The sequence below is a fragment of the Cupriavidus pinatubonensis genome (assembly GCF_019602855.1).
Classification (GTDB): domain Bacteria; phylum Pseudomonadota; class Gammaproteobacteria; order Burkholderiales; family Burkholderiaceae; genus Cupriavidus; species Cupriavidus pinatubonensis.
On record NZ_CP080766.1, the window covers coordinates 985,817 to 1,005,242 of the forward strand.

Below are 19,426 nucleotides of genomic sequence, written 5' to 3' on the forward strand. Positions count from 1 at the left end.
CGGCTGGCCTCCTGCGGCGCCGCGACGCGAAGGCGGTGCTGTCTGAAGTCCGGTGCCGCCGCTCTTTCCGTCGTGGATGCCGCCTTGCGTATCGAGGACCAGCGGCTGGCTGGTCGAAGGTGGCGCGGCAATAGCCGAGGAAGCCGCGGCCAGCAGCAGCGCGGTTGCCGCGGATTGCAGTAAGACGGACACAGCTGAACGCATGAATGCTCCGGTGGACCAGGTAGAAGGTGGCTGCCGGCTTGATTTGGCGCGATCAGGACGGCTCGTTGCCATCGCTCTATGGTAGCCCAGAGACTTTCTGGCAACACTGAATTACCCGGCGCCGCATACCGCGCTGAAAACGTACGTTGAAAATCTCTTTGCCTCGCTCTTGCTATTCTCAATATATGAGAATTAATCTCGCATGTTGATAATTTCTTCGAGGCGGAGTAATCTTCGTCCACGGGCGCGGCCACCGAATCCCGCAAGACCGCCCCTGCTGCCCATTCCCGACACAACAGAGGGCCGGCAGCAACGCGCCACCCAAGGAGGCTCAATTGGCGACAAGGAAACTCAAGGCCGCGATCATCGGATCCGGCAATATCGGCACGGACCTGATGATCAAGATCCTGCGCCATGGCAAGCACCTCGAGATGGGCGCCATGGTCGGCATCGATCCGGCATCGGATGGCCTGGCGCGTGCTGCCCGCATGGGTGTGGCGACCACGCATGAAGGCGTGGAGGGGCTGATCAGCCTGCCGAATTTCGCCGACATCGACGTCGTCTTCGACGCCACCAGCGCTGGCGCCCACGTCAAGAACGACGCGCGCCTGCGCGAAGTCAAGCCGGGCATCCGCATGATCGACCTCACCCCGGCGGCCATCGGCCCGTACTGCGTGCCCGTGGTCAATCTGGACGACCGCCTCGACGCGCTGAACGTCAACATGGTCACCTGCGGCGGTCAGGCGACCATCCCCATGGTCGCGGCCGTGTCACGCGTCGCAAAGGTCCACTACGCCGAAATCGTTGCATCGATCTCCAGCAAGTCGGCCGGCCCGGGCACGCGCGCCAACATCGACGAGTTCACCGAGACCACGTCGAAGGCGATTGAAGTGATCGGCGGCGCCGCCAAGGGCAAGGCCATCATCGTGCTGAACCCGGCCGAGCCGCCGCTGATCATGCGCGACACGGTCTACGTGCTGAGCGCCGCCGCCAACCGCGCGGAGGTGGAAGCCTCCATCGAGGAAATGGCCGCCGCCGTGCAGCAGTACGTGCCCGGCTACCGCCTCAAGCAGAAAGTGCAGTTCGACGAGATTCCGGCCAGCGCTCCGCTCAATATCCCGGGCCTCGGCAAGTTCAGCGGCCTGAAAACGTCGGTGTTCCTGGAGGTCGAGGGCGCCGCCCACTACCTGCCCGCCTACGCCGGCAACCTGGACATCATGACCTCCGCCGCGCTGGCCACCGCCGAGCGCATGGCGCAGGCCGCACTGACTGCTTGAGGAGACACCCGCCATGCCTTTCAACCCCGGCAAGAAGCTCTACATTTCCGACGTGACGCTGCGTGACGGCAGCCACGCCATCCGCCACCAGTATTCGATCCAGAACGTCAAGGACATCGCCCGCGCGCTCGACAAGGCCCGCGTCGATTCCATCGAAGTCGCCCACGGCGACGGCCTGCAGGGCTCCAGCTTCAACTACGGCTTCGGCGCCCACACCGACCTGGAGTGGATCGAGGCCGTGGCCAGCGAGATCTCGCACGCGCAGATCGCCACGCTGCTGCTGCCCGGCATCGGCACCATCCATGACCTGGACAACGCTTACAAGGCCGGCGCGCGCATCGTGCGCGTGGCCACGCACTGCACCGAGGCCGACGTCTCGCGCCAGCACATCGAGCGTGCGCGCGAACTGGGCATGGATACGGTCGGCTTCCTGATGATGAGCCACATGACGACGCCGGAAAACCTGGCGGTCGAGGCGAAGAAGATGGAAAGCTACGGCGCGACCACGATCTACGTGGTCGATTCCGGCGGCGCGCTCAGCATGGATGATGTCCGGGCCCGCTTCCGCGCGCTCAAGGCCGTGCTCGACCCGTCGACCACGACGGGTATGCACGCCCACCACAATTTGTCGCTCGGCGTGGCCAATTCGATCGTCGCCGTCGAGGAAGGCTGCGACCGCATCGACGCCAGCCTGGCCGGCATGGGCGCCGGCGCCGGCAATGCGCCGCTCGAAGTCTTCATCGCCGCTGCCGACCGCATGGGCTGGGACCACGGCACCGATCTGTACACGCTGATGGACGCCGCCGATGACATCGTCCGTCCGCTGCAGGACCGCCCGGTGCGCGTCGACCGCGAGACCCTGGCACTAGGCTACGCAGGCGTGTATTCGAGCTTCCTGCGCCACTCCGAAGTCGCCGCCAACAAGTACGGCATCAAGACCGTCGACATCCTGGTCGAGCTTGGCAAGCGCCGCATGGTCGGCGGCCAGGAAGACATGATTGTCGACGTGGCGCTGGACCTGCTCAACAAGGCATAAAGCGATTGGGCCTGCGTTCGGCCTGCGCGCGCGCGAAGTGCCGCCGGACACCTCCGGCGGCGTTACACTTGCCGGCATGACCGACACCACCCATCCCACCCGCGCCCTCGCCAGCCAGACGCTTTTCCGCGGCCTGGACGTGGTCGATGCCGTCGCGGCCGGTTCCCAGACCGTGCAGGACATCGCGAACCGCACCGGACTGCCGTTCAGCACCACGCACCGGCTGGCGTCGGCCCTGGTGCAGGCGCGCTACCTCCATTTCGAGCCGCGGCGCGGCTACCGGCTGGGCCCGCGCCTGCTGGAACTCGGCTTCGCCGCCTACCGCGACTCGGACATTACGCGCAGCGCGCGCGCCGGCATGGAAGAACTGGCCGAGCAAACCCGGGACACCATTCACCTCGCCCAACTCGACGGCGACGAGATCATCTACCTCGACAAGATCGGCGGGCAGCGCCCGATCAGCGTCAATTCGCGCATTGGCGGCCGCAAGCCGGTCTGCTCGACCGGCGTGGGCAAGGCGCTGATCCTCGACGAGACCGAGGACAAGTGGAAAGCTCGCTACGAATACGATGCGAAGCGGGGCAACGTGCAGCTTCCTCTCGATCGGTGGCTCGCCGGCATGCGCGTGTACGCGCAGGGCGGCTATGCCTTTGACCTTGAAGAAGACGCGCCGAGCATCTGCTGCGTGGCGGTGCCCATCCGCGATGCCAGCGGCCAGACGGTGGCAGCCATCAGCGTCACGGGGACGACCGATTACACCGACGAAGCGCAACTGCGAGCGCTGATTCCGGTGGTGCGGCGGGTCGCGCAATCCATCAGCGAGAAGATCGGCGGCAGGCTGGGGTGAGGGCCTGTCCGGGGCAGCAGGGGTGAACCTGCCCGAGTTTTTGTCGTACTCCCGAATCGGACATCACCCGACCAACGACAGCCGCGCAATTTCCGAGGCGAGTCCGCCGGCGAAGTCGTCGGTGCCATGACGCTGCGCCAGTGCGACGCTGTCCCTCCACGCCGTAGACGGTCGTCGCAGCGAGCGGCATCGAGTTCTCTTCCACAGGCGCTCCGGCGCCTCTCGGCGCTTAGTGCCGACCTTCGGGACCGTCGGGCGGCAGCAAGACGCCGCACCGATATCTGCATAGCGCGATCAGTCCTCGCCTTCCACCTGGCAAAGGATCCGATGCGCCAGTCGCAAGTGGGGACGGTCAATCATGGTCTTGCCCAGCTTCACCACGCCCGAAGCGCCCACCTTTGAAAACGCCTCGACCACCTCTCGTGCCCAGCGAATCTCTTCCACCTGGGGCATGAAGGCTTGATTGATCGCTTCGATATGGGAGGGATGGGCGGCAGCCTTGGCAGTAAAGCCGTCGCGCTTTGCCTGCGCCGCCTCGTGGCCGATCTCGGCGTCGTCGGACAGATTGGTGCTGACCGCGTCGATGGCGTCGATCCCAGCCTGTGCGGCTGCCATCAGGCACATCGTACGTGCCACGGAAAACGGTGCGGTGAGTTCCCTGCCCTGGTGCGACGAGCGCGCCCCAAGGTCGGCCGCGAGATCGTCCACGCCCCACATCAAGGCGCGCAGGCGCATCGGGGCATTCCGGTATGAAGACAGGCCAAACACCCCTTCCGATGACTCGGTGGCCATGGCAACGATGCCGGTCTCCCACGCGCTGTCGAGCAACACGCACTCGAGCGCCGCGAGGAAATCGCACAGGCGATGAACATCGGCCACGCCCCTGCACTTGGGAAGCACGATCGCATCGGGACGGTGAGGCACGACAGCGGCCAGGTCCTGAAGAATATGTCCCGACGCCAGGCCGTTGACCCGCACCATCACCGCAGCGTCCATGCCTTGACGGTTCTCCCCAAGAAATGCCGCCAGCTTGCGCCGCGCCTCTTCCTTGCCATGCTCGGGAACGGCATCTTCGAGGTCAAAGACCAGGCCATCGGCTCCCGTCTTGAGTGCTGCGGCGAGTTTCCTGTCGCTGTCCGCGGGAACGAATAGCAGGGAACGTAGACGTTGTGACATGTTGGCGTGCATGGTCGCTTGCTCCTGGGAAATTGCGGCAGGTATCGCTGAGACTGGGCACGGGTATGGGCATCGTGCTGATGCCTAACGATGCCAGTGATTTCCGCGAACAACAAATTGCCATTTCCGAAAGGGCCATTCGCGAAACGCGAACGGCTTGCTGGCATCGGGGCATCACCGGACCGCGGCACATCTACACCACGACTGGCAAAGGTGCGGCGAATGAAAGTCCGTTTCGCCTGATCTCCGACCATTTCGTCGAAGTGATCTGCTATGCGCTCAGCCTACGAGGCGCGAGCGGCCGGATACCCGCATGAGCATGTACGGCAGTTCGGCTACCAGTTCCCGGTCAATAGTTCGCAGAGCAGACCGTGGCATGGGTGTGGGGGCAGTGTTGGAGTTCGATATGTCTGGTGAAACACGCAGTCTTCTCCGTGTCGCGCTCCCCACATGGCAGCAAATGCTAAGCCAACTGTGTGCAATGCAAATCAAGCCGGCCGTTAATTCCCTATATTGCTTCCGTTGAATCCGACCCGGCATGAGGCGATCACCGCTCGGCCGCCGCTTGATTTGGTCAATGAAAGGAGGAAGTGATTAGTGAGTCTTCTGAGAGAAATAACGTCCGCCGCTTATATGCTTTGGGGCCAACACGCTGCTGCCAGAGCGAGAACCCTGGCGCGGGATATTCGATCGCTGATGCACGAAGCAGGCACTACCCCAAACGACGTGAATGATCACCACGGCGTGAAATCGAAAATCTGGCGCAGAACGCGTCATTGCTCCCAGAAGGAGCTGCTGTTTCTCTATGCAGTCGACAAGGAGGTTGCCATGCTGTGCGAACAGGTCGCGCGACAGCACCTCCTGCCGGATCTCGTGTGAGCGTAAGTCTCCACCTGCAGCCAGCACATCATAGCCGCCACTGACGTGACCGTTAACTCATGATCGGCGCCATCGCGGCTTCGATTCTGGACAGTTGGTTTCCAGTGATCATGTTGCTGAGAACCTGACTGAAGCGCGGCTCCTGAACGCCGGAGATGATGTACTGCCACCTGTATGCCGCCAGCAGGCCGCTGCGCACGGAATCCTTCTCGGTCATCGACAGCGAGCGGCCGCAGATCATCGCGAAGTAGTCCGCGTCAGCACTGGCCTGGGACTGCAGGATGCCATCCACGGCGGCGACCAGTTCGATCAGATCGTTAACGGCCGTGTCGCGTTCTTCAGGTGAAAGCTTCGCGTCTTCGCGCTGCCATTCGAGTTCGTCCAGAATCGCGTGCTGCGACTCCTCGCGCCAGTGAAAGAGGAACACATCCTTCCATAGATCGGAGGAATTCATGTCCCCGTCGATGCTGCCTCGATAGTGCGCGAGCACGAAGAGTTCGATGTGGCAGGTCAGGGCGAGCACCGCCCACGTGGACTTCGCTAGTACAAACGATGCCACACTGTTTGCTTCCGGCAGGAACGTGTAACCGTCCGGCATGCCTTCGGCGCACATGTGTTCGATGCGGCGAAACAGCTCCTGATGCTTGATCTCTTCATCGCTGAACCGCACGAGCGCTTCGAGTGCCGTCTGGTTGCCGAGTCGGTGTGGTCCGCTCATCTCGAGCACCTTTGCTGCGATGAAGCGTTCGACAAGTCCGAACATGTTCGCATAGGTGCGACCCTGGACCTGGCTGAGCAGACGTTTTTCGTCCTGCCCAAGAAAGGAAAGCGCGTCGACCTTCGAGAGCGCATCGGGCAGGAACTTCTTCGAATAATCGAAGCTTCGACCGCGAATCACATCGCGGTCGATATCCCAGCGCACGCGCTTGGACGCAGCGATGCACTTGGCGTAGCGGTTGATAGTCGCACCATCGAATTCGGTCATGATTTCCATTTGGCACATCTCCTTCCATATCTCACACACCCCGTGGCGGCCGTGGGCGTCAACCGTCTTCCCACCCGCACGGATCAAACGCCGGGCTGTCCGGCATCCTGCGACGGTAGTACTCGCCTTTCGCAGCGCTTCGAAGGGGAAGTCCACGTTGGAAATGCAGCACCATCACGCTTCCGACTATCGGCGCCTGACGTCATGAATCCGTGATCAGGGGTCGGGTCCGCGTAAAAACGCCGTAAAAAATGCTCATGCAGTTGGGCTCGTGCCTCAGCGCAACGAGGCACGGACATCTGGCCTGACCGGGACGCTTCAATCGGCGCCGTAGAAAGTGACCCATGAAATACGGCGCTGCCGCAGGGGCGCATGAAAGTTGCGCCGGGCGGTCTAGACTCTTTGAGAGCAACGCTTCACCTCACGAACGACATGACCCGGCTCAAGATCAACGTTCTCGGCGGCCTGCAGATCCGGCTGGCCGGGCAACAGGGATCGCCGGCTTTTCCCACCCGGAAAAGCAAGGCCATCCTGGTCTACCTCGCCTTGTCGCCGGGCATGCTGCGGTCGCGAGCGCAACTGGCAAGTGTGTTCTGGGAGCGCAGCGCGGAAGAGCAGGCAAGAGCGAGCCTGCGCCAGACGCTCTCGAGCTTGCGCCGGATCCTGCCGAACGCGCCGCCACTCCTGCGCGCGGAGTCTGATGCCGTCTGGCTCGACGAGCCCTCCGTGGAAGTCGACGCGCTGCAATTCCGGCGCCTTGCAACTGACCGGTCTGCGGCTTCCCTGGCAAACGCGGTGGCACTCTACCGGGGCGTCCTGCTCGATGGCTTCGGTCTTCGTGAAGAACCGTTCGAGCAGTGGATGACCCTTGAGCGCCGCTGGTTTCATGAACGTGCCGTGGACGTGTTGACCGAGCTTGCCGGCCACTATGAACGATCTGGCGAGATGGACCACGCCATTGCTGCCGCAAGCAGAGTATTGACCCTTGACCCGACCCTCGAATGGGCTCATGCGGTGCTCATGAAACTCTATGCGAGGACGGGACACCGCAACGCTGCCGTTCGCCAATACCAGGAATGCGTACGCGCCCTCAATATTGAACTCGGGATTGCCCCGGCGGAGAGCACGCAGCGGCTGGCCGCTCAGATCCAGCGGGATGCGGATCGCGAGCCTGCAGGTTCGGCCGTGGTGATCCAGAATCTGGACACGCAGACAGCGAGTGCGTCGCGCACTGGCTACGAGGCAGGCAACGCAACGATCTTGCCAGCGGAGCGAAAGCACCTGAGTGTGCTGTGCGCCCGCGTGCGCCAGCCAGTCAGCGTGACGGATCACGAAACGGCACTGGAGCGCGTCGACGCCGTGCTGAAAGCGATGGCCGATGCCGTTCAGCGATTCGGCGGCCTGGTCACCCAGGTCAGGAGCGATGGTGTGACTGCCCTGTTTGGCGCCCCTGTCGCGCAGGAAGAGCATGCGGTAGAAGCCTGCTATGCCGCGCTGGCGATGCGCGAGCGCATCTCGGAGCTGATTGGCCGGTCCCTGGAGGTGCGCATTGGCGTACATTCCGGCGAAGCTGTCGTTCGCGCGATTGGGGAAGGCGGGTCGCAGCACTATGACGCACTCGGCGCCGTTCCGCAGGTCGCGAATCAGATCGATGTCGCGCTCGCTGCCGGAGAAATCGGCGTCAGCGCCGACACCGTCCGGTGTGCCGAAGGTTTCATCCAGCTATCGGACGATCGTGCGAGACCGCTCCCCGGTGCGGCGCCTCCCATCGATATCTTCCTGTTGCGCACAAAGTCCGATTTGCGCCTGCGCTGGAATGCCCGCGCGGTGCGCGGCCTCACGCAATTGGTCGGTCGTGACGCGGAGATGTCTGCTTTGCGGGGAATGCTGGGGCGCGCCGGACGCGGCGCAGGCCAGGTATGCGCAATCGTCGGGGATCCCGGCGTCGGAAAGTCCCGCCTCGTGCATGAGTTCGTCAACTCGGAACAGGCGGCCGGGTGGACCATAGTCGAGACAGGCGCGACATCGCGCGACACGAGGGCGATCTACCTTCCGCTAGCCAATTTGCTCCGGACATGGTTCCGGATCGCGGCCCGCGACTCCCTGGACGAGGCAGCCGGCAAGCTTCGTCGCGGCGTCGAGGCGGTCGACCCCGCGCTCGCGTCGGCCTGTCCCGCATTGTCCGCCATGCTGGACTTGCCTCCGGATGATCCGCAATGGGACATGGCGAGTCCACCGCAAAAACGCAAGCTGACGCTCGAAGCGGTTGCAGCTTTCGTGATTTGTGCGAGTCACACCCATCCATTGATACTCGTTGTCGAGGACCTGCATTGGATCGATGAGGGCACGCAGGCGGTTCTCGATCATCTCGTCGACTTTATCGGTGCATCACGCATCCTGCTTCTCGTGACCCATCGCCCCGAGTATCGGCACACATGGTTCGGAAAGAGCTATTTTACGCAGCTTCACGTTGATAACCTCGACGCCGAAAGCGCGAAGGTGCTGCTGCAGATGCTCCTCGGCGACGCCAGCGAGCTTTCCACCCTGAGGCGTCGCCTGATCGAGCGTACGGGGTGCACGCCGCTCTTCCTGGAGGAGTCCGTTCGCGCGCTTGCAGACACGGGCGCACTGGTTGGCCGGAAAGGCGCATATCAAATGGCGCGGACGATCGACACGCCCGACATTCCATCAACGGTGCATGCCGTGCTCGCTTCGCGGATCGATCGCCTGCCGGCGGAGGAGAAGTCGCTGATGCAAATGGCGGCCGTGATTGGTCAAGAGTTCTCCGTCGATGTGCTGCAGCCGATCGCCGATCTGGACCGCGAACGGCTGCTCGATCTGCTCACTAATCTGCAAGCAGCGGAGTTTTTGTATCAGACCCAGCGTTTGCCGCATCAGCAATACACCTTCAAGCACGCGCTCACGCACCGCGTCGCCTATGCAAGCGTGCTCAAGGAGCGAAGGCGCTCCATGCATATACGGCTCGTGGATGTCATCGAGCAACTTTACGCGCAACGTCTTGACGAGCATGTTGAACGCCTCGCGCATCACGCCATTGCCGGCGAGCTGTGGGACAAGGCCATCCATTACCTCTACCAGTCTGCCGGCAAGGCGCTCCAGCGGTTCTCCTACCAGCAGGCGCTTGATCACCTGATCCAGGGACTCGGGATCATCGGTACGCTATCTCCTTCTCCTGCGCTGCTAAGGCAAGAGCTCGAATATCAAAAGGTACTCGGCGTGACCATGATGGCGGCGAAGGGGTGGGCGGCAAAGGAAGTCCTCGACGCCTATACGCAGGCCAGAACGCTCTGCGAGGCGCTTGGCGACAAGGGCGAGCTGTTCACCGCACTGCGGGGCGAAGGGCAGTACCGAATGATCCGTGGCGAATCGGAGATCGCCCGTGAACTTGGCAATCGATGCATCGCTCTGACCGCGGATTCCCATGACCACGGGATGCAGATCGAGACGCATCACCTGTTCTGGACCAACAGCTTTTTCATGGGCGAGTATGCGACGTCGGAGTTTCACAGCAGCAAAGGAATAGCGCTTTACGAGCGGGAGCGGGACCATGCGCTGACATTCAAGTACTCCGGACATGATCCTGGCGTGTGCTGCCGATGCTTCACCGCGTTGGCTGTGTGTTTGCGCGGATACCCCGACAAAGCACTGTCGGTTTGCCACGAGGCGTTGGGACTCGCGCAGGATCTCGCTCATCCGCTGACTACGGCACTGGCGTACTGGGCCTGCAGCTTCGCGCATATCCTGCGCGGCGAGCCGGAGCAGGCGAAGCACTGGGCTGAGCGGGAGATTTCAATCTGCGATGAGTACATGTTGCCCCTGCTGCTGTCGCAAGGCCAATTTCAGCTTGGCTGGTCAGTGGCACAGACCGGCGACCTCGACGAAGGGATCGAGCGGATGCGGGAGGGCATCTCGGCAATCAGTGCGACCGGTGCAGAAATGGGGCTGCCCTTCTTCAATGCGCTGCTGGGCGAAGCGCTGGGCCGCGCAGGCAAGCCGGAGGCAGGGCTTGCAGAGATCGAACGTGCGCTTGCGATTGTCAACCAGCGCGGCGGACGCTTCCAGCTATCGGAAATCTTGCGTCTGAAAGCCGAACTGCTCGCAACCGGGGACTTTGCACAACAAGACGAAATACTCGCGATCCTCCTTGAGGCGATCGCGATTGCACAAAGACAGGGTGCAAGTCTGCCCGCGCTTCGCGCGGCGTTGAGCCTCGCCCGCCAGCTGGCAGCAACCGGCGACATGCGGAATGCATACGCCGTGTTGCAGCCTGCCTGCGACAGCATCATGGAGGGCGGCAACCTCGCCGATATAGGTACGGCGCGAAGGCTCCTCGCTGAGATCAAACAGCGCTAGCTTTCTCCGTGTGGGGGTGACCGCTCAGTTCGGCGCGATGCCGCGCGACAACACCTCGTGCGCCCATGTCACTGCCGCGCGTGCGGGCGCCTGGCGCGTCGACTCCACGCGCTGCGCCAGTCCGAGTACACGATCGCGGATACCAGCGACTTCGTCGCGCAGGGCGGAATCGTCGACGCCACCGAGGTATTCCCGCGCGCAACTTACGATGCCGCCGGCATTGATCAAGAAATCGGGCGCATAGAAGACGCCGCGCTGATGCAGGGTGTCGCCCTCGGCCAGCGCGGCAAGTTGGTTGTTTGCGCCGCCGGCGATGATCTGGAAGCGGCAGTTTTCGGCCACGGCCGCGGTGATGACGGCACCCAGCGCGCAGGGCGCGAATATGTCGGCATCCACTGCCGTAATGGCTTCCGGCGATACGACGCGTGCGCCAAATTGCTGTTGCGCCCGCGTCGTGCGCCCTGCGTCGATATCGGCCACGGTCAGGATGGCGCCCGCTTCATGGAGGCGGCGGCAGAGTTCCCAGCCTACCGACCCCAGACCCTGAACCGCCACAGACAGGCCGGTGAGCGACTTGCGGTCCAGACGGTACTGCGCCGCCGCTTGAATACCGACGAACACGCCGTAAGCCGTCCACGGCGAAGGGTTGCCACCGAATCCGCCGTCGCGCGGCATGCCGCTGACATAGCGGGTCTCGGCCTGGACAGCGCGCATGTCGTCCACCGTCGTACCCACATCTTCAGCCGTGATATAGCTGCCGCGCAGTGACTCGACCATGCGGCCGAAAGCGCGGAAGAGTTGTTCGCGGTCTGTCTGCGCAGGCGAGCGCAGGATCACCGCCTTGCCGCCGCCGAACGGGAGCCCGGCGAGGGCGTTCTTGTAGGCCATGCCCTGCGACAGGCGCAGGGCGTCGGACAGCGCCTCGGTCTCGGCTGCATAGGTCCAGTACCGGCAGCCGCCGAAGGCAGGACCGAGTCTGGTGTTGTAGATCGCGATGATGGCCTGCAGGCCGGATTCCGGATCGGTGGCGAGCGTCACGCGCTCGTGAGACAGGCCTTCGCCGGTGCCGAACAGGCGGACAGCGGCCGCTGCGTGGGTACAGTCGTTCAACTTCTTCTCCATGACGTGGGGAATGCAAAGCTGTAGCTCTGCCTTCCTTGGCACACCGCCTGGGTCGCAGTGCGGTGCGGCTTTGACAGGGCGCGGAGCCCCATCGCGTCCGGCGCGGGCGATCGTGTCGCGCCAGCGCCGGGTTGGCGTCCTACCGGGATTCCATCGTTGCCAGGCAAACGGTGGCGTCCATGTGTGCGCTTACAGGTGGCCCCGCGCGCTACCTGCTGCCTTCGTGTAGCACCGCATTGCGGCGCGCGTACAGGAAGTAGACCGATAGTCCGATCGCCAGCCAGGTGAGAAATGCGATCCAGGTCAGCGCTTGAAGGTGTGCCATCAGAAACAGGCAGAAGCCCACCGATAGCAGCGGAACCACCGGCACGCCGGGGCATCGGAAGGCCCTATGCAGTTCGGGACGGATCCGGCGAAGCACCAGCACCGCGATCGAAATCAGCGTGAAGGCGGAGAGCGTGCCGATATTGATCAACTCGGCCAGCACATTGAGCGGCACGAATGCGGCGATCATCGCGAATACGATACCGACAGTCCAGGTGGCAAAGAATGGCGTGGCGTGTACCGGGTGTACTGACGACAGCCTGGCGGGCAACAGGCCGTCGCGCGACATGGCAAAGATGACGCGAGTCTGGCCAAAGGTCATGACCAGGATCACAGTGGTCATGCCGAGAATCGCGCCCAGGTCGACAAAGCCGGCCACCCAGTTCTGTCCCGCGTACTGCAGAACCAGCGACACCGGATGGTCGATGCCGGCGAACTTGGCGAAGGGAACGACGCCGGTCATGATGGCCGCGACAATCACGTATAGCACTGTGCAGACCGCCAGCGAGCCGATGATGCCGACCGGCAGGTCGCGGTGCGGATTGCGTACTTCCTCGGCGGCCGACGTCACCGCGTCGAAGCCGATGAAGGCGAAGAACACCAGCGCTGCAGCATTGAAGATGCCGGATACCCCGAACGGCGCGAATGGCTGCCAGTTGGCCGGTTTGACGTGCCAGACGCCGACTGCGATGAACAACACGACCACTGCAACCTTGATCGCCACCATCACGTTGTTGAGGCGCGCCGACTCACGCACGCCGCAGGACACCACCCACGTGGTAATCAGCATGATCAGGAAGGCCGGCAGGTTGAACAAGGTCTGCACGCCCGGCACTGCGCCTGGAGCTGCTGTCAGCGCCGCCGGCAAATGCAGGCCGAAACCTGCGGCCAACGACTGGAAGTATCCCGACCAGCCCACTGACACCGCCGAGGTAGCGAGGCCGTATTCGAGCAGAAGATCCCAGCCGATCATCCACGCGATGATTTCGCCCAGCGTCGCATAGCTATAGGTGTAGATCGATCCCGACACAGGGATGGCGGAGGCGAACTCGGCATAGCACAGTGCGGCGAAGCCGCAGGCCATGGCGGCAATGACGAAAGATATGGTGAGTGCGGGACCGGCGGTCAAGGCGCCCGTTCCGGTAAGCACAAAAATGCCGGTCCCGATGATGGCACCGATGCCCATCAGTACAAGGTCCACCGGACCCAGGACCTTCTTCAGGCCGCCAACGTGGCTGTTCACCAGCATGGCGTCAATGTCTTTGGTTCGAAACAAGCTCATATAGGTGTCTCCTGCATGTGCTGCCGCACGATCGCACTGCCCGCGCCGGAGATGGCCACGGGTCATGCGGGTGTGACGGCATCCGGGCAGCGTGCTGCCGGGGTCGACGGCACGCTTGCCGGCACGCGGGTAGCGCACCGGTCCCGGTAGTTGTTGGAATTTATCCAGACCGCGATTTGAGAACCGCGGCCAGCCTGATTGCGTCAGACCTATTGCTGGGTCAATGGCTGCGAACAGGTGGTGTTCCTTCTTTTGTTCGGAGGAGTGTAGGAAGCGCCCTCGTCATCGTAAAATCAAAAATTCCGACACCTGATATCCGGGAAACAGATAGCGCAAAAGTGGTCACGGCCGAGTCTCTGGACGCCCATTTTCACCGTCATTCTTTTGTTGATGGAGCCGCCTCCACCGCGCGCAATCCAGTTGCCAGCCATGGTGGCGGTGCGCGCAACGATGATGGTCTCGTTGTTAGGGAGATCGACCTGCTCCTTCCATTTCATGGTGGTATCGCCGCATCCAGAAATAGGAAGCATGAACAACGCCAAAAGGAAGCTCCAAGAGAAAGACGCGCGTATCGAACCAAACGTATTGATTATCGAACCGCCCATAATCGCCGCCACAAGCTAAACCGATTTGCTGGAAGAGGACAATTTAGCAACGAAACTCGCACGTCCGCGTTGCGCGAAGGGGGTGTCATAGCGCAACAACACTGCGGTCCACCACGAAGGAATTGCGCCTGCGTTGCAAAACTCTTGACTCCGAATCGCTGCCCTGCACGGTCGAGCCCCGCAGTGTCGGCGAAATGATGGTGTAACGGGCTTCTCTCCTGGCCCCGTCAGCCGCCAGCGAACCAGCCGCTGCCGCGGACTCAGCGCACCATCGCTACAACCCCATTGCCCGGCTCAGGAACGCTTTCACGTCGGCCTCTGACTTCTTCCCCTGCTCGGGACTGGCACCGGCTGAGACGCCTCGGCTAATGCAGCGCTTGTATTCGGCATCCATCGCTTGGACGCTGGCGTATTTCTCGCCGCCCGGCAGGCGGTAATACCTGTCGTGCCGAACGTCGAGGAGAACCTGGGGGCAATCGCGGAGCGTCGTGGCACCAGGAAAATACTTGAAGTAGGCGCGCGTATTATCGAAATCGTGATAAGCCCCGGGGTAGACGTGCACCACTACCGGCTGACCATCTCGTTTCATGGTGTCCGCGGCACTGAAGCACGGCTGCGCTGGCGTGTAGTCATCCTTCTCGCCCACAGCCAACATCAACGGTGCGCCACTCAGCGGGGGTTGCGGAACTTCCCACCAGAGTTGGGTGCATGAGGGGTAGAAACCGATCAATGCGACGAACCGTGCATCGTCGTCAATGACACCCTTACGGAACGATTCGAGCACCAGATCCATCGCCACGTGCCCGCCCCGCGAAAACCCGATCTGTCCAATTCGTTGCGGATCGATACGCGGATCCGTACTCAGCAGTTTCAGGGCAAATAGTGCATCGGCGTCGTTGGCGGCAGGGCTCAGCTGCGACTGGTTATCCATGGTGTTGGCAATCCCGCGCCCGCCAAACGAATCGACCACGAACGCTGCCACTCCCATCTGGTTGAACACACGTACCCAGCGGTCGGTGTCCTTGTCCTGTACGCCCGCCGACCCATGGGAGATCACCATGGCGGGAACCCTGCCTTGGACGTTCTCGGGCAGGTACAGCATGCCCCAGATGGTTGTCGGCTTCGGGTCGTACTTGCGATGGACCAGTTCCCATTTGCTCTTCGGGGTGACGCTGTTGAAATAGATCCTCCCGGACGGCCTGGACGCGAGGTCGTTGTAGATTTCCTGCGCCAGTGCCGGCAACGAAATTGCTGCGGCGAGGCTGATCGCGAGCAACTGGCGCAGCAAGCTGGCTTTAAATAGGGGCCTCATGGGTTTTCCGCGTGGCAAGGTCGCCCACTCTACCGCAATTGAGGGCGACCGAATGCTCCAAGCGGATTCATCTGCCGGTTGGATGAACTTGAGCGCTGGATGGCGTTATCGCCCTAATCAGTCCGCGACACGCTGCTCAGCAAACGCCAGCAGCGCCAGCAGGCTCGCCGTGCCGCAGCCGAGCACATACCACGCGGGTGAAAGCGGGTTCCCTGTCACGCTCAGCATCCACGTGACGATAAACTGAGCAAAGCCTCCGAACAGCGTCACGCCGCAGGCATAGATGATCGCCAGCCCGGTGGCACGCACGCGGCGCGGGAAGCTTTCCATGATGAATAGGAAGCCGGCCGGCGCCCCCAGCGTAGCCAGCATCATGACACCGCACACCAGCACCAGTGCCGACCCGAGTGACGGCGCATTCTGCACCAGCAGGAATCCCGGCAGTATCCCTAGCAGCGACACCATGCGCAGCGTCAGCAGCAACGGCTTGCGGCGGCCCAGGCGGTCAGCGAGCACGCCCGCCAGCGGCGATACCAGGAGCATGATCGCCCCGGCCGCGCAACCGGTGAGCAGCGACGTGGCGGCCGGCATGTGGAAGGTCTTGACCAGCCAGGCAGGCGTGAAGAATACGACTACGTACATTTCGGCAGTGCCGCCGAGGATCAGCAGCGTGCCGAGCAGCAGCTTGCGGCCGTGCTGTTGCACCGCCTCAGACAGCGCGCTGCGCTCGCGCGCTACGTCCTGGTGAGTCTCGTCGAGGTGGCGGCGGATATAGAAGCCGACCGGGCCAATAAGCAGGCCGAGCAGAAAGGGCACACGCCAGCCCCAGCTTTCCAGCGCGGCCTGCGGCAGGCCGTGGATCAGCAGGGCACCGCACAGGGCGCCGGCCAGCGCCGACGCACCCTGCCCGGCCATCTGCCAGCTCACCATGAAGCCGCGGTTGCTGCGCGTGCCGGACTCCATCAGGAAGCTGGTAGCGGCGCCGATCTCGCCGCCGGCCGAGAAGCCCTGTAGCAGCCGGCCCGTGACGACCAGCAGCGGCGCGGCGATGCCGATCTGTGCATAGGTGGGCGCCAGACCGATGATGGCCGTGCCGAGCGCCATCAGGCCGATCGTCAGCGTCAAGGCCGGCTTGCGACCGGCGCGGTCGGCGTAGTTGCCGATCACCACGCTGCCCACGGGCCGCATGACAAAGCCGATGCCGAACGTCGCCAGCGCCAGCAGCAACGGGCCATATTCGCCTTCTACCGGAAAGAACAACTTGCCAATCAGCCCGGCGAAGAAGCTGAACACCGTGAAGTCGAACAACTCCAGCGCGTTGCCGAGCGAGGCCGCCACTATGGCGCGGCGCTGCCTGGCGAACGTTGTGGCGTCAGCCCGCGCGGTCGGCGAGCCAGGTAAGACAGGGCCCGTCAGGGCCGCATCGAGTCTTTGCTCCATACAGCATCCTCCCTTTTCAGGCGGCGACGAGGTAGCGCTCAACCAGCCGCGCCCACATGCTTGCGCCCAGCGTCAGCGCCTCGTCGTTGAAATCGTAGCCGGGGTTGTGGACCATGCAGCCGCCCTGCGAGCCGCTACCGTTCCCGAGCAAAACGTAGCAGCCTGGCACTTCGTCGAGCATCCACGAGAAATCCTCGCTGCCCATTGCTCCCTTTTCCATGTCCTGCACGCAATCCGGGCCGACGAGGTCCTGGATGACACCGCGGATGAAGCGCGTTTCGTCTGGCGTATTGACCACCACGCTGGTGACCTTGTGATAGTGAATTTCCGCACTCGTCCCGAGGCTGCGGGCCTGCAGGTCGACCACTTCGCGCAGGCGGGCCTCGAGCGTGTCGCGCACAGTGCGGTCGAGTGCGCGCACGGTCAGGAGGATTTTCGCTGTCTCGGGAATAACGTTGTGCGCGGCGCCGGCCTGCAGTGCACCCACAGTAATCACTCCGGCATCGGTGGCCGACAGGTTGCGCGCGACGATTGTCTGCAGCGCCATGACAATGGCGGCAGCCGCCACCACGGGATCGCGTCCGTACTGCGGCATGGCGCCGTGCGCGCCTTTGCCGGTCAGCGTGATGGTGACGGTATCGGCCGAGGCCAGCGTCGGCCCCTCATGCACCACGAAGTGCCCGAGCGGCACGCCGGGCGCATTGTGCAGGGCGTAAACCGCGTCGCACGGGAAACGCTTGAACAGGCCATCCGCCACCATGCGCTGCGCACCGCCCTGCCCCTCCTCAGCCGGCTGAAAGATCAGGTTGAGTGTGCCGTCGAACCGGCGCGTGGTGGCGAAGTAGTGCGCGGCGGCAAGCAGGATAGCGGTGTGGCCGTCGTGGCCGCAGGCGTGCATTTTGCCGTGGTGGATACTGGCGTACGGCAGGCCGGTAGCCTCGACGATGGGAAGCGCGTCCATATCGGCGCGGATGCCGATGCGGCGCGTACCGTTGCCGAGCTTCAGTTGCCCGACCACGCCGGTTCCGCCCACGCCTGTCGTCACGTCGTAGCCCCACTCCGCCAGCTTGTCGGCCACCAAGCGGCTGGTGCGGACTTCCTCGAAGCCGAGTTCCGGGTGTGCGTGGATATCGCGGCGCAGCGCGACGAAGTCCGCCTGATGGGCGTGAATTTCGGGAATAATGGCGGCGCCTTGCGACATTTGTGGGTTCCTGTGGAGATGGATGCAGAAGGCCCATGGTAGGGAATCCCACGCCACAGCAGCAAAGCACGAAAGTTGATAACCATAACCGGGGGTTATTCAGGTAAACCCCTGACCGGGTAGACCCGCATGAAACACCACCACCTGCGCGCCCTCGTCGCCATTGCCGATCACGGCAGCATCAACGCCGCCGCGCGCGCCCTTTGTCTAACCCAGCCGGCCATCACCAAGGCCATGCGCGAGCTGGAGACCGAGGCCGGCGTGCCGCTGCTAGCGCGCAACTCCTGGGGCGTGACGCTAACGAACGATGGCCAGGCGCTGCTAGCGCGAGCTCGGCTGATCGTCTGCGAGATCGAACGGGCCGAGGCCGAGCTGGCGCAGCGGCGTGGCATCAACGAGAGCCGACTGCGGATCGGGGTGTCGCCGCTGCCCGGCATCTCGCTGCTGCCGCCGGCATTCTCGCGATTTCGACGTGTCATGCCTGACGTGAGCGTCGACTTCCTTGAATTCGACCCGCCGCGACTGCAGGAACACTTGCGCAACGGCCAGGTCGACTTCGGCCTCACCGCCACGCAGGTTCTGGCCGCCGATCCGTTCCTGGAGTACTCCGAACTGTCGGTCTATCCGACATCGTTCGTAGTGCGCGCCGGCAGTCCGCTGGCCGGCGCCACCTCGCTGGCGGACCTACAGGACGCGGAATGGCTGCACCAGGATGCGAGCAACAGCTACCCCGTATATCTCGCTGGCCTGTTCGGCCGGCACGGACTGCCGCCGCCGCGACGCGTCACACGCAGCACGTCGAACGTCCTGTTCAGCACGCTCATGCTGGAGACTGACGCGGTGGTGCCACTGTCGCTGGCGTCGGTACGCTCACCCTATATCGCCAGCCTGTTGACGCCTCTCGCGCTGCCGGAGAATCCTCCGGATATCCAAGTGGCCTTGGTGCTTCGCGAAGGTGCGATCCTCACTCGCACGGCGGACTACTTCATCCACTGCATCCGCGAATCCACCGGTCTTGGGAACGGCTCGGAGCCCAAATGACCACCTGCCGTCCAGTGGACGTCGAAACTTGCAGTCCGAACGACCGCAATACCCAGGACTCCTGACGGTGGTCCGTCCATACCTCGACACTAGGCACGCCGACGTTCGCGACCAACGCCGGGGGGGAGAACAGACTGCAATGGGATCCTAGCCGCAGGCTCTTACGCCGCAAGGCTCTCGACAAAGAGAACGGCAATGGGGCCCAGCTCCGCGATCAAGCGCGAGACAAGACACGGGCGTCCGATGTCCCGTGCCTCAGTCGCCATGACCGAAGCTGCAAAATTGTTCCTGGAGTTACCGCTCGCGGACAAAAAATAAGGG

At 63.2% G+C, this 19,426-nt stretch carries 15 protein-coding genes; 7 read left to right on the plus strand and 8 right to left on the minus strand.

The features are described 5' to 3' along the window. Positions 1 to 539 precede the first annotated feature (539 nt). The 3 genes from K2O51_RS04415 to K2O51_RS04425 all read left to right on the plus strand — a co-directional run bounded on the left by K2O51_RS04415 (position 540) and on the right by K2O51_RS04425 (position 3,364). Positions 540 to 1,481, plus strand: coding sequence for an acetaldehyde dehydrogenase (acetylating) (locus tag K2O51_RS04415; protein ID WP_011301929.1), 942 nt, complete (start codon positions 540 to 542; stop codon positions 1,479 to 1,481). 13 nt (positions 1,482 to 1,494) lie between these two features. Next, entirely contained in the window at positions 1,495 to 2,517 is a 1,023-nt protein-coding gene (dmpG, locus tag K2O51_RS04420; protein ID WP_140948826.1) for a 4-hydroxy-2-oxovalerate aldolase, read from the plus strand. Positions 2,518 to 2,593: 76 nt separating this feature from the next. Then, positions 2,594 to 3,364: an IclR family transcriptional regulator gene (locus K2O51_RS04425; RefSeq protein ID WP_041680366.1), complete on the plus strand. Its 771-nt coding sequence runs from the start codon at positions 2,594 to 2,596 to the stop codon at positions 3,362 to 3,364. Between the two features lie 294 nt (positions 3,365 to 3,658). Here the strand turns inward: K2O51_RS04425 and K2O51_RS04430 are convergent, their stop codons facing one another. Then, entirely contained in the window at positions 3,659 to 4,552 is an 894-nt protein-coding gene (locus tag K2O51_RS04430) for an HpcH/HpaI aldolase/citrate lyase family protein (RefSeq protein ID WP_011301926.1), read from the minus strand. Between the two features lie 53 nt (positions 4,553 to 4,605). On the opposite strand from K2O51_RS04430, the gene K2O51_RS04435 reads away from it, so the two are divergent. Continuing rightward, positions 4,606 to 4,857 (plus strand): hypothetical protein, encoded by a 252-nt coding sequence (locus K2O51_RS04435; protein ID WP_220630541.1) that lies wholly within the window; start codon positions 4,606 to 4,608, stop codon positions 4,855 to 4,857. 379 nt (positions 4,858 to 5,236) lie between these two features. Beyond that, positions 5,237 to 5,419 carry a hypothetical protein gene (locus K2O51_RS04440; RefSeq protein WP_140948829.1) on the plus strand — a complete coding sequence of 61 codons (183 nt, stop codon included), beginning with the start codon at positions 5,237 to 5,239 and terminating at the stop codon, positions 5,417 to 5,419. Positions 5,420 to 5,471: 52 nt separating this feature from the next. On the opposite strand, the gene K2O51_RS04445 is transcribed toward K2O51_RS04440, so the two are convergent. Next, positions 5,472 to 6,413, minus strand: a complete 942-nt coding sequence (locus K2O51_RS04445) for a hypothetical protein (protein ID WP_011301924.1) — start codon at positions 6,411 to 6,413, stop codon at positions 5,472 to 5,474. Between the two features lie 363 nt (positions 6,414 to 6,776). On the opposite strand from K2O51_RS04445, the gene K2O51_RS04450 reads away from it, so the two are divergent. Continuing rightward, positions 6,777 to 10,778 carry an AfsR/SARP family transcriptional regulator gene (locus K2O51_RS04450; RefSeq protein WP_245001836.1) on the plus strand — a complete coding sequence of 1,334 codons (4,002 nt, stop codon included), beginning with the start codon at positions 6,777 to 6,779 and terminating at the stop codon, positions 10,776 to 10,778. 24 nt (positions 10,779 to 10,802) lie between these two features. On the opposite strand, the gene K2O51_RS04455 is transcribed toward K2O51_RS04450, so the two are convergent. The 6 genes from K2O51_RS04455 to K2O51_RS04480 form a co-directional block, all read right to left on the minus strand. Further along, positions 10,803 to 11,900 carry a Leu/Phe/Val dehydrogenase gene (locus K2O51_RS04455; protein ID WP_220630542.1) on the minus strand — a complete coding sequence of 366 codons (1,098 nt, stop codon included), beginning with the start codon at positions 11,898 to 11,900 and terminating at the stop codon, positions 10,803 to 10,805. Between the two features lie 208 nt (positions 11,901 to 12,108). Beyond that, positions 12,109 to 13,506: a branched-chain amino acid transporter BcaP gene (gene bcaP, locus K2O51_RS04460; protein WP_220630543.1), complete on the minus strand. Its 1,398-nt coding sequence runs from the start codon at positions 13,504 to 13,506 to the stop codon at positions 12,109 to 12,111. A 293-nt stretch (positions 13,507 to 13,799) separates the two neighbouring features. Beyond that, on the minus strand, positions 13,800 to 14,003 hold the full coding sequence (locus K2O51_RS04465; RefSeq protein WP_220630544.1) for a hypothetical protein: 204 nt from the start codon (positions 14,001 to 14,003) through the stop codon (positions 13,800 to 13,802). A gap of 382 nt (positions 14,004 to 14,385) precedes the next feature. Next, positions 14,386 to 15,423 carry a dienelactone hydrolase family protein gene (locus tag K2O51_RS04470; protein WP_220630545.1) on the minus strand — a complete coding sequence of 346 codons (1,038 nt, stop codon included), beginning with the start codon at positions 15,421 to 15,423 and terminating at the stop codon, positions 14,386 to 14,388. Positions 15,424 to 15,540: 117 nt separating this feature from the next. Next, positions 15,541 to 16,863: an MFS transporter gene (locus K2O51_RS04475; RefSeq protein WP_011301918.1), complete on the minus strand. Its 1,323-nt coding sequence runs from the start codon at positions 16,861 to 16,863 to the stop codon at positions 15,541 to 15,543. Positions 16,864 to 16,879: 16 nt separating this feature from the next. Beyond that, entirely contained in the window at positions 16,880 to 18,064 is a 1,185-nt protein-coding gene (locus K2O51_RS04480) for a M20 aminoacylase family protein (RefSeq protein WP_140948830.1), read from the minus strand. A gap of 129 nt (positions 18,065 to 18,193) precedes the next feature. Between K2O51_RS04480 and K2O51_RS04485 the strand changes: the two genes are divergently transcribed. Beyond that, positions 18,194 to 19,105: a LysR family transcriptional regulator gene (locus K2O51_RS04485; protein WP_011301916.1), complete on the plus strand. Its 912-nt coding sequence runs from the start codon at positions 18,194 to 18,196 to the stop codon at positions 19,103 to 19,105. Positions 19,106 to 19,426: the final 321 nt, after the last annotated feature.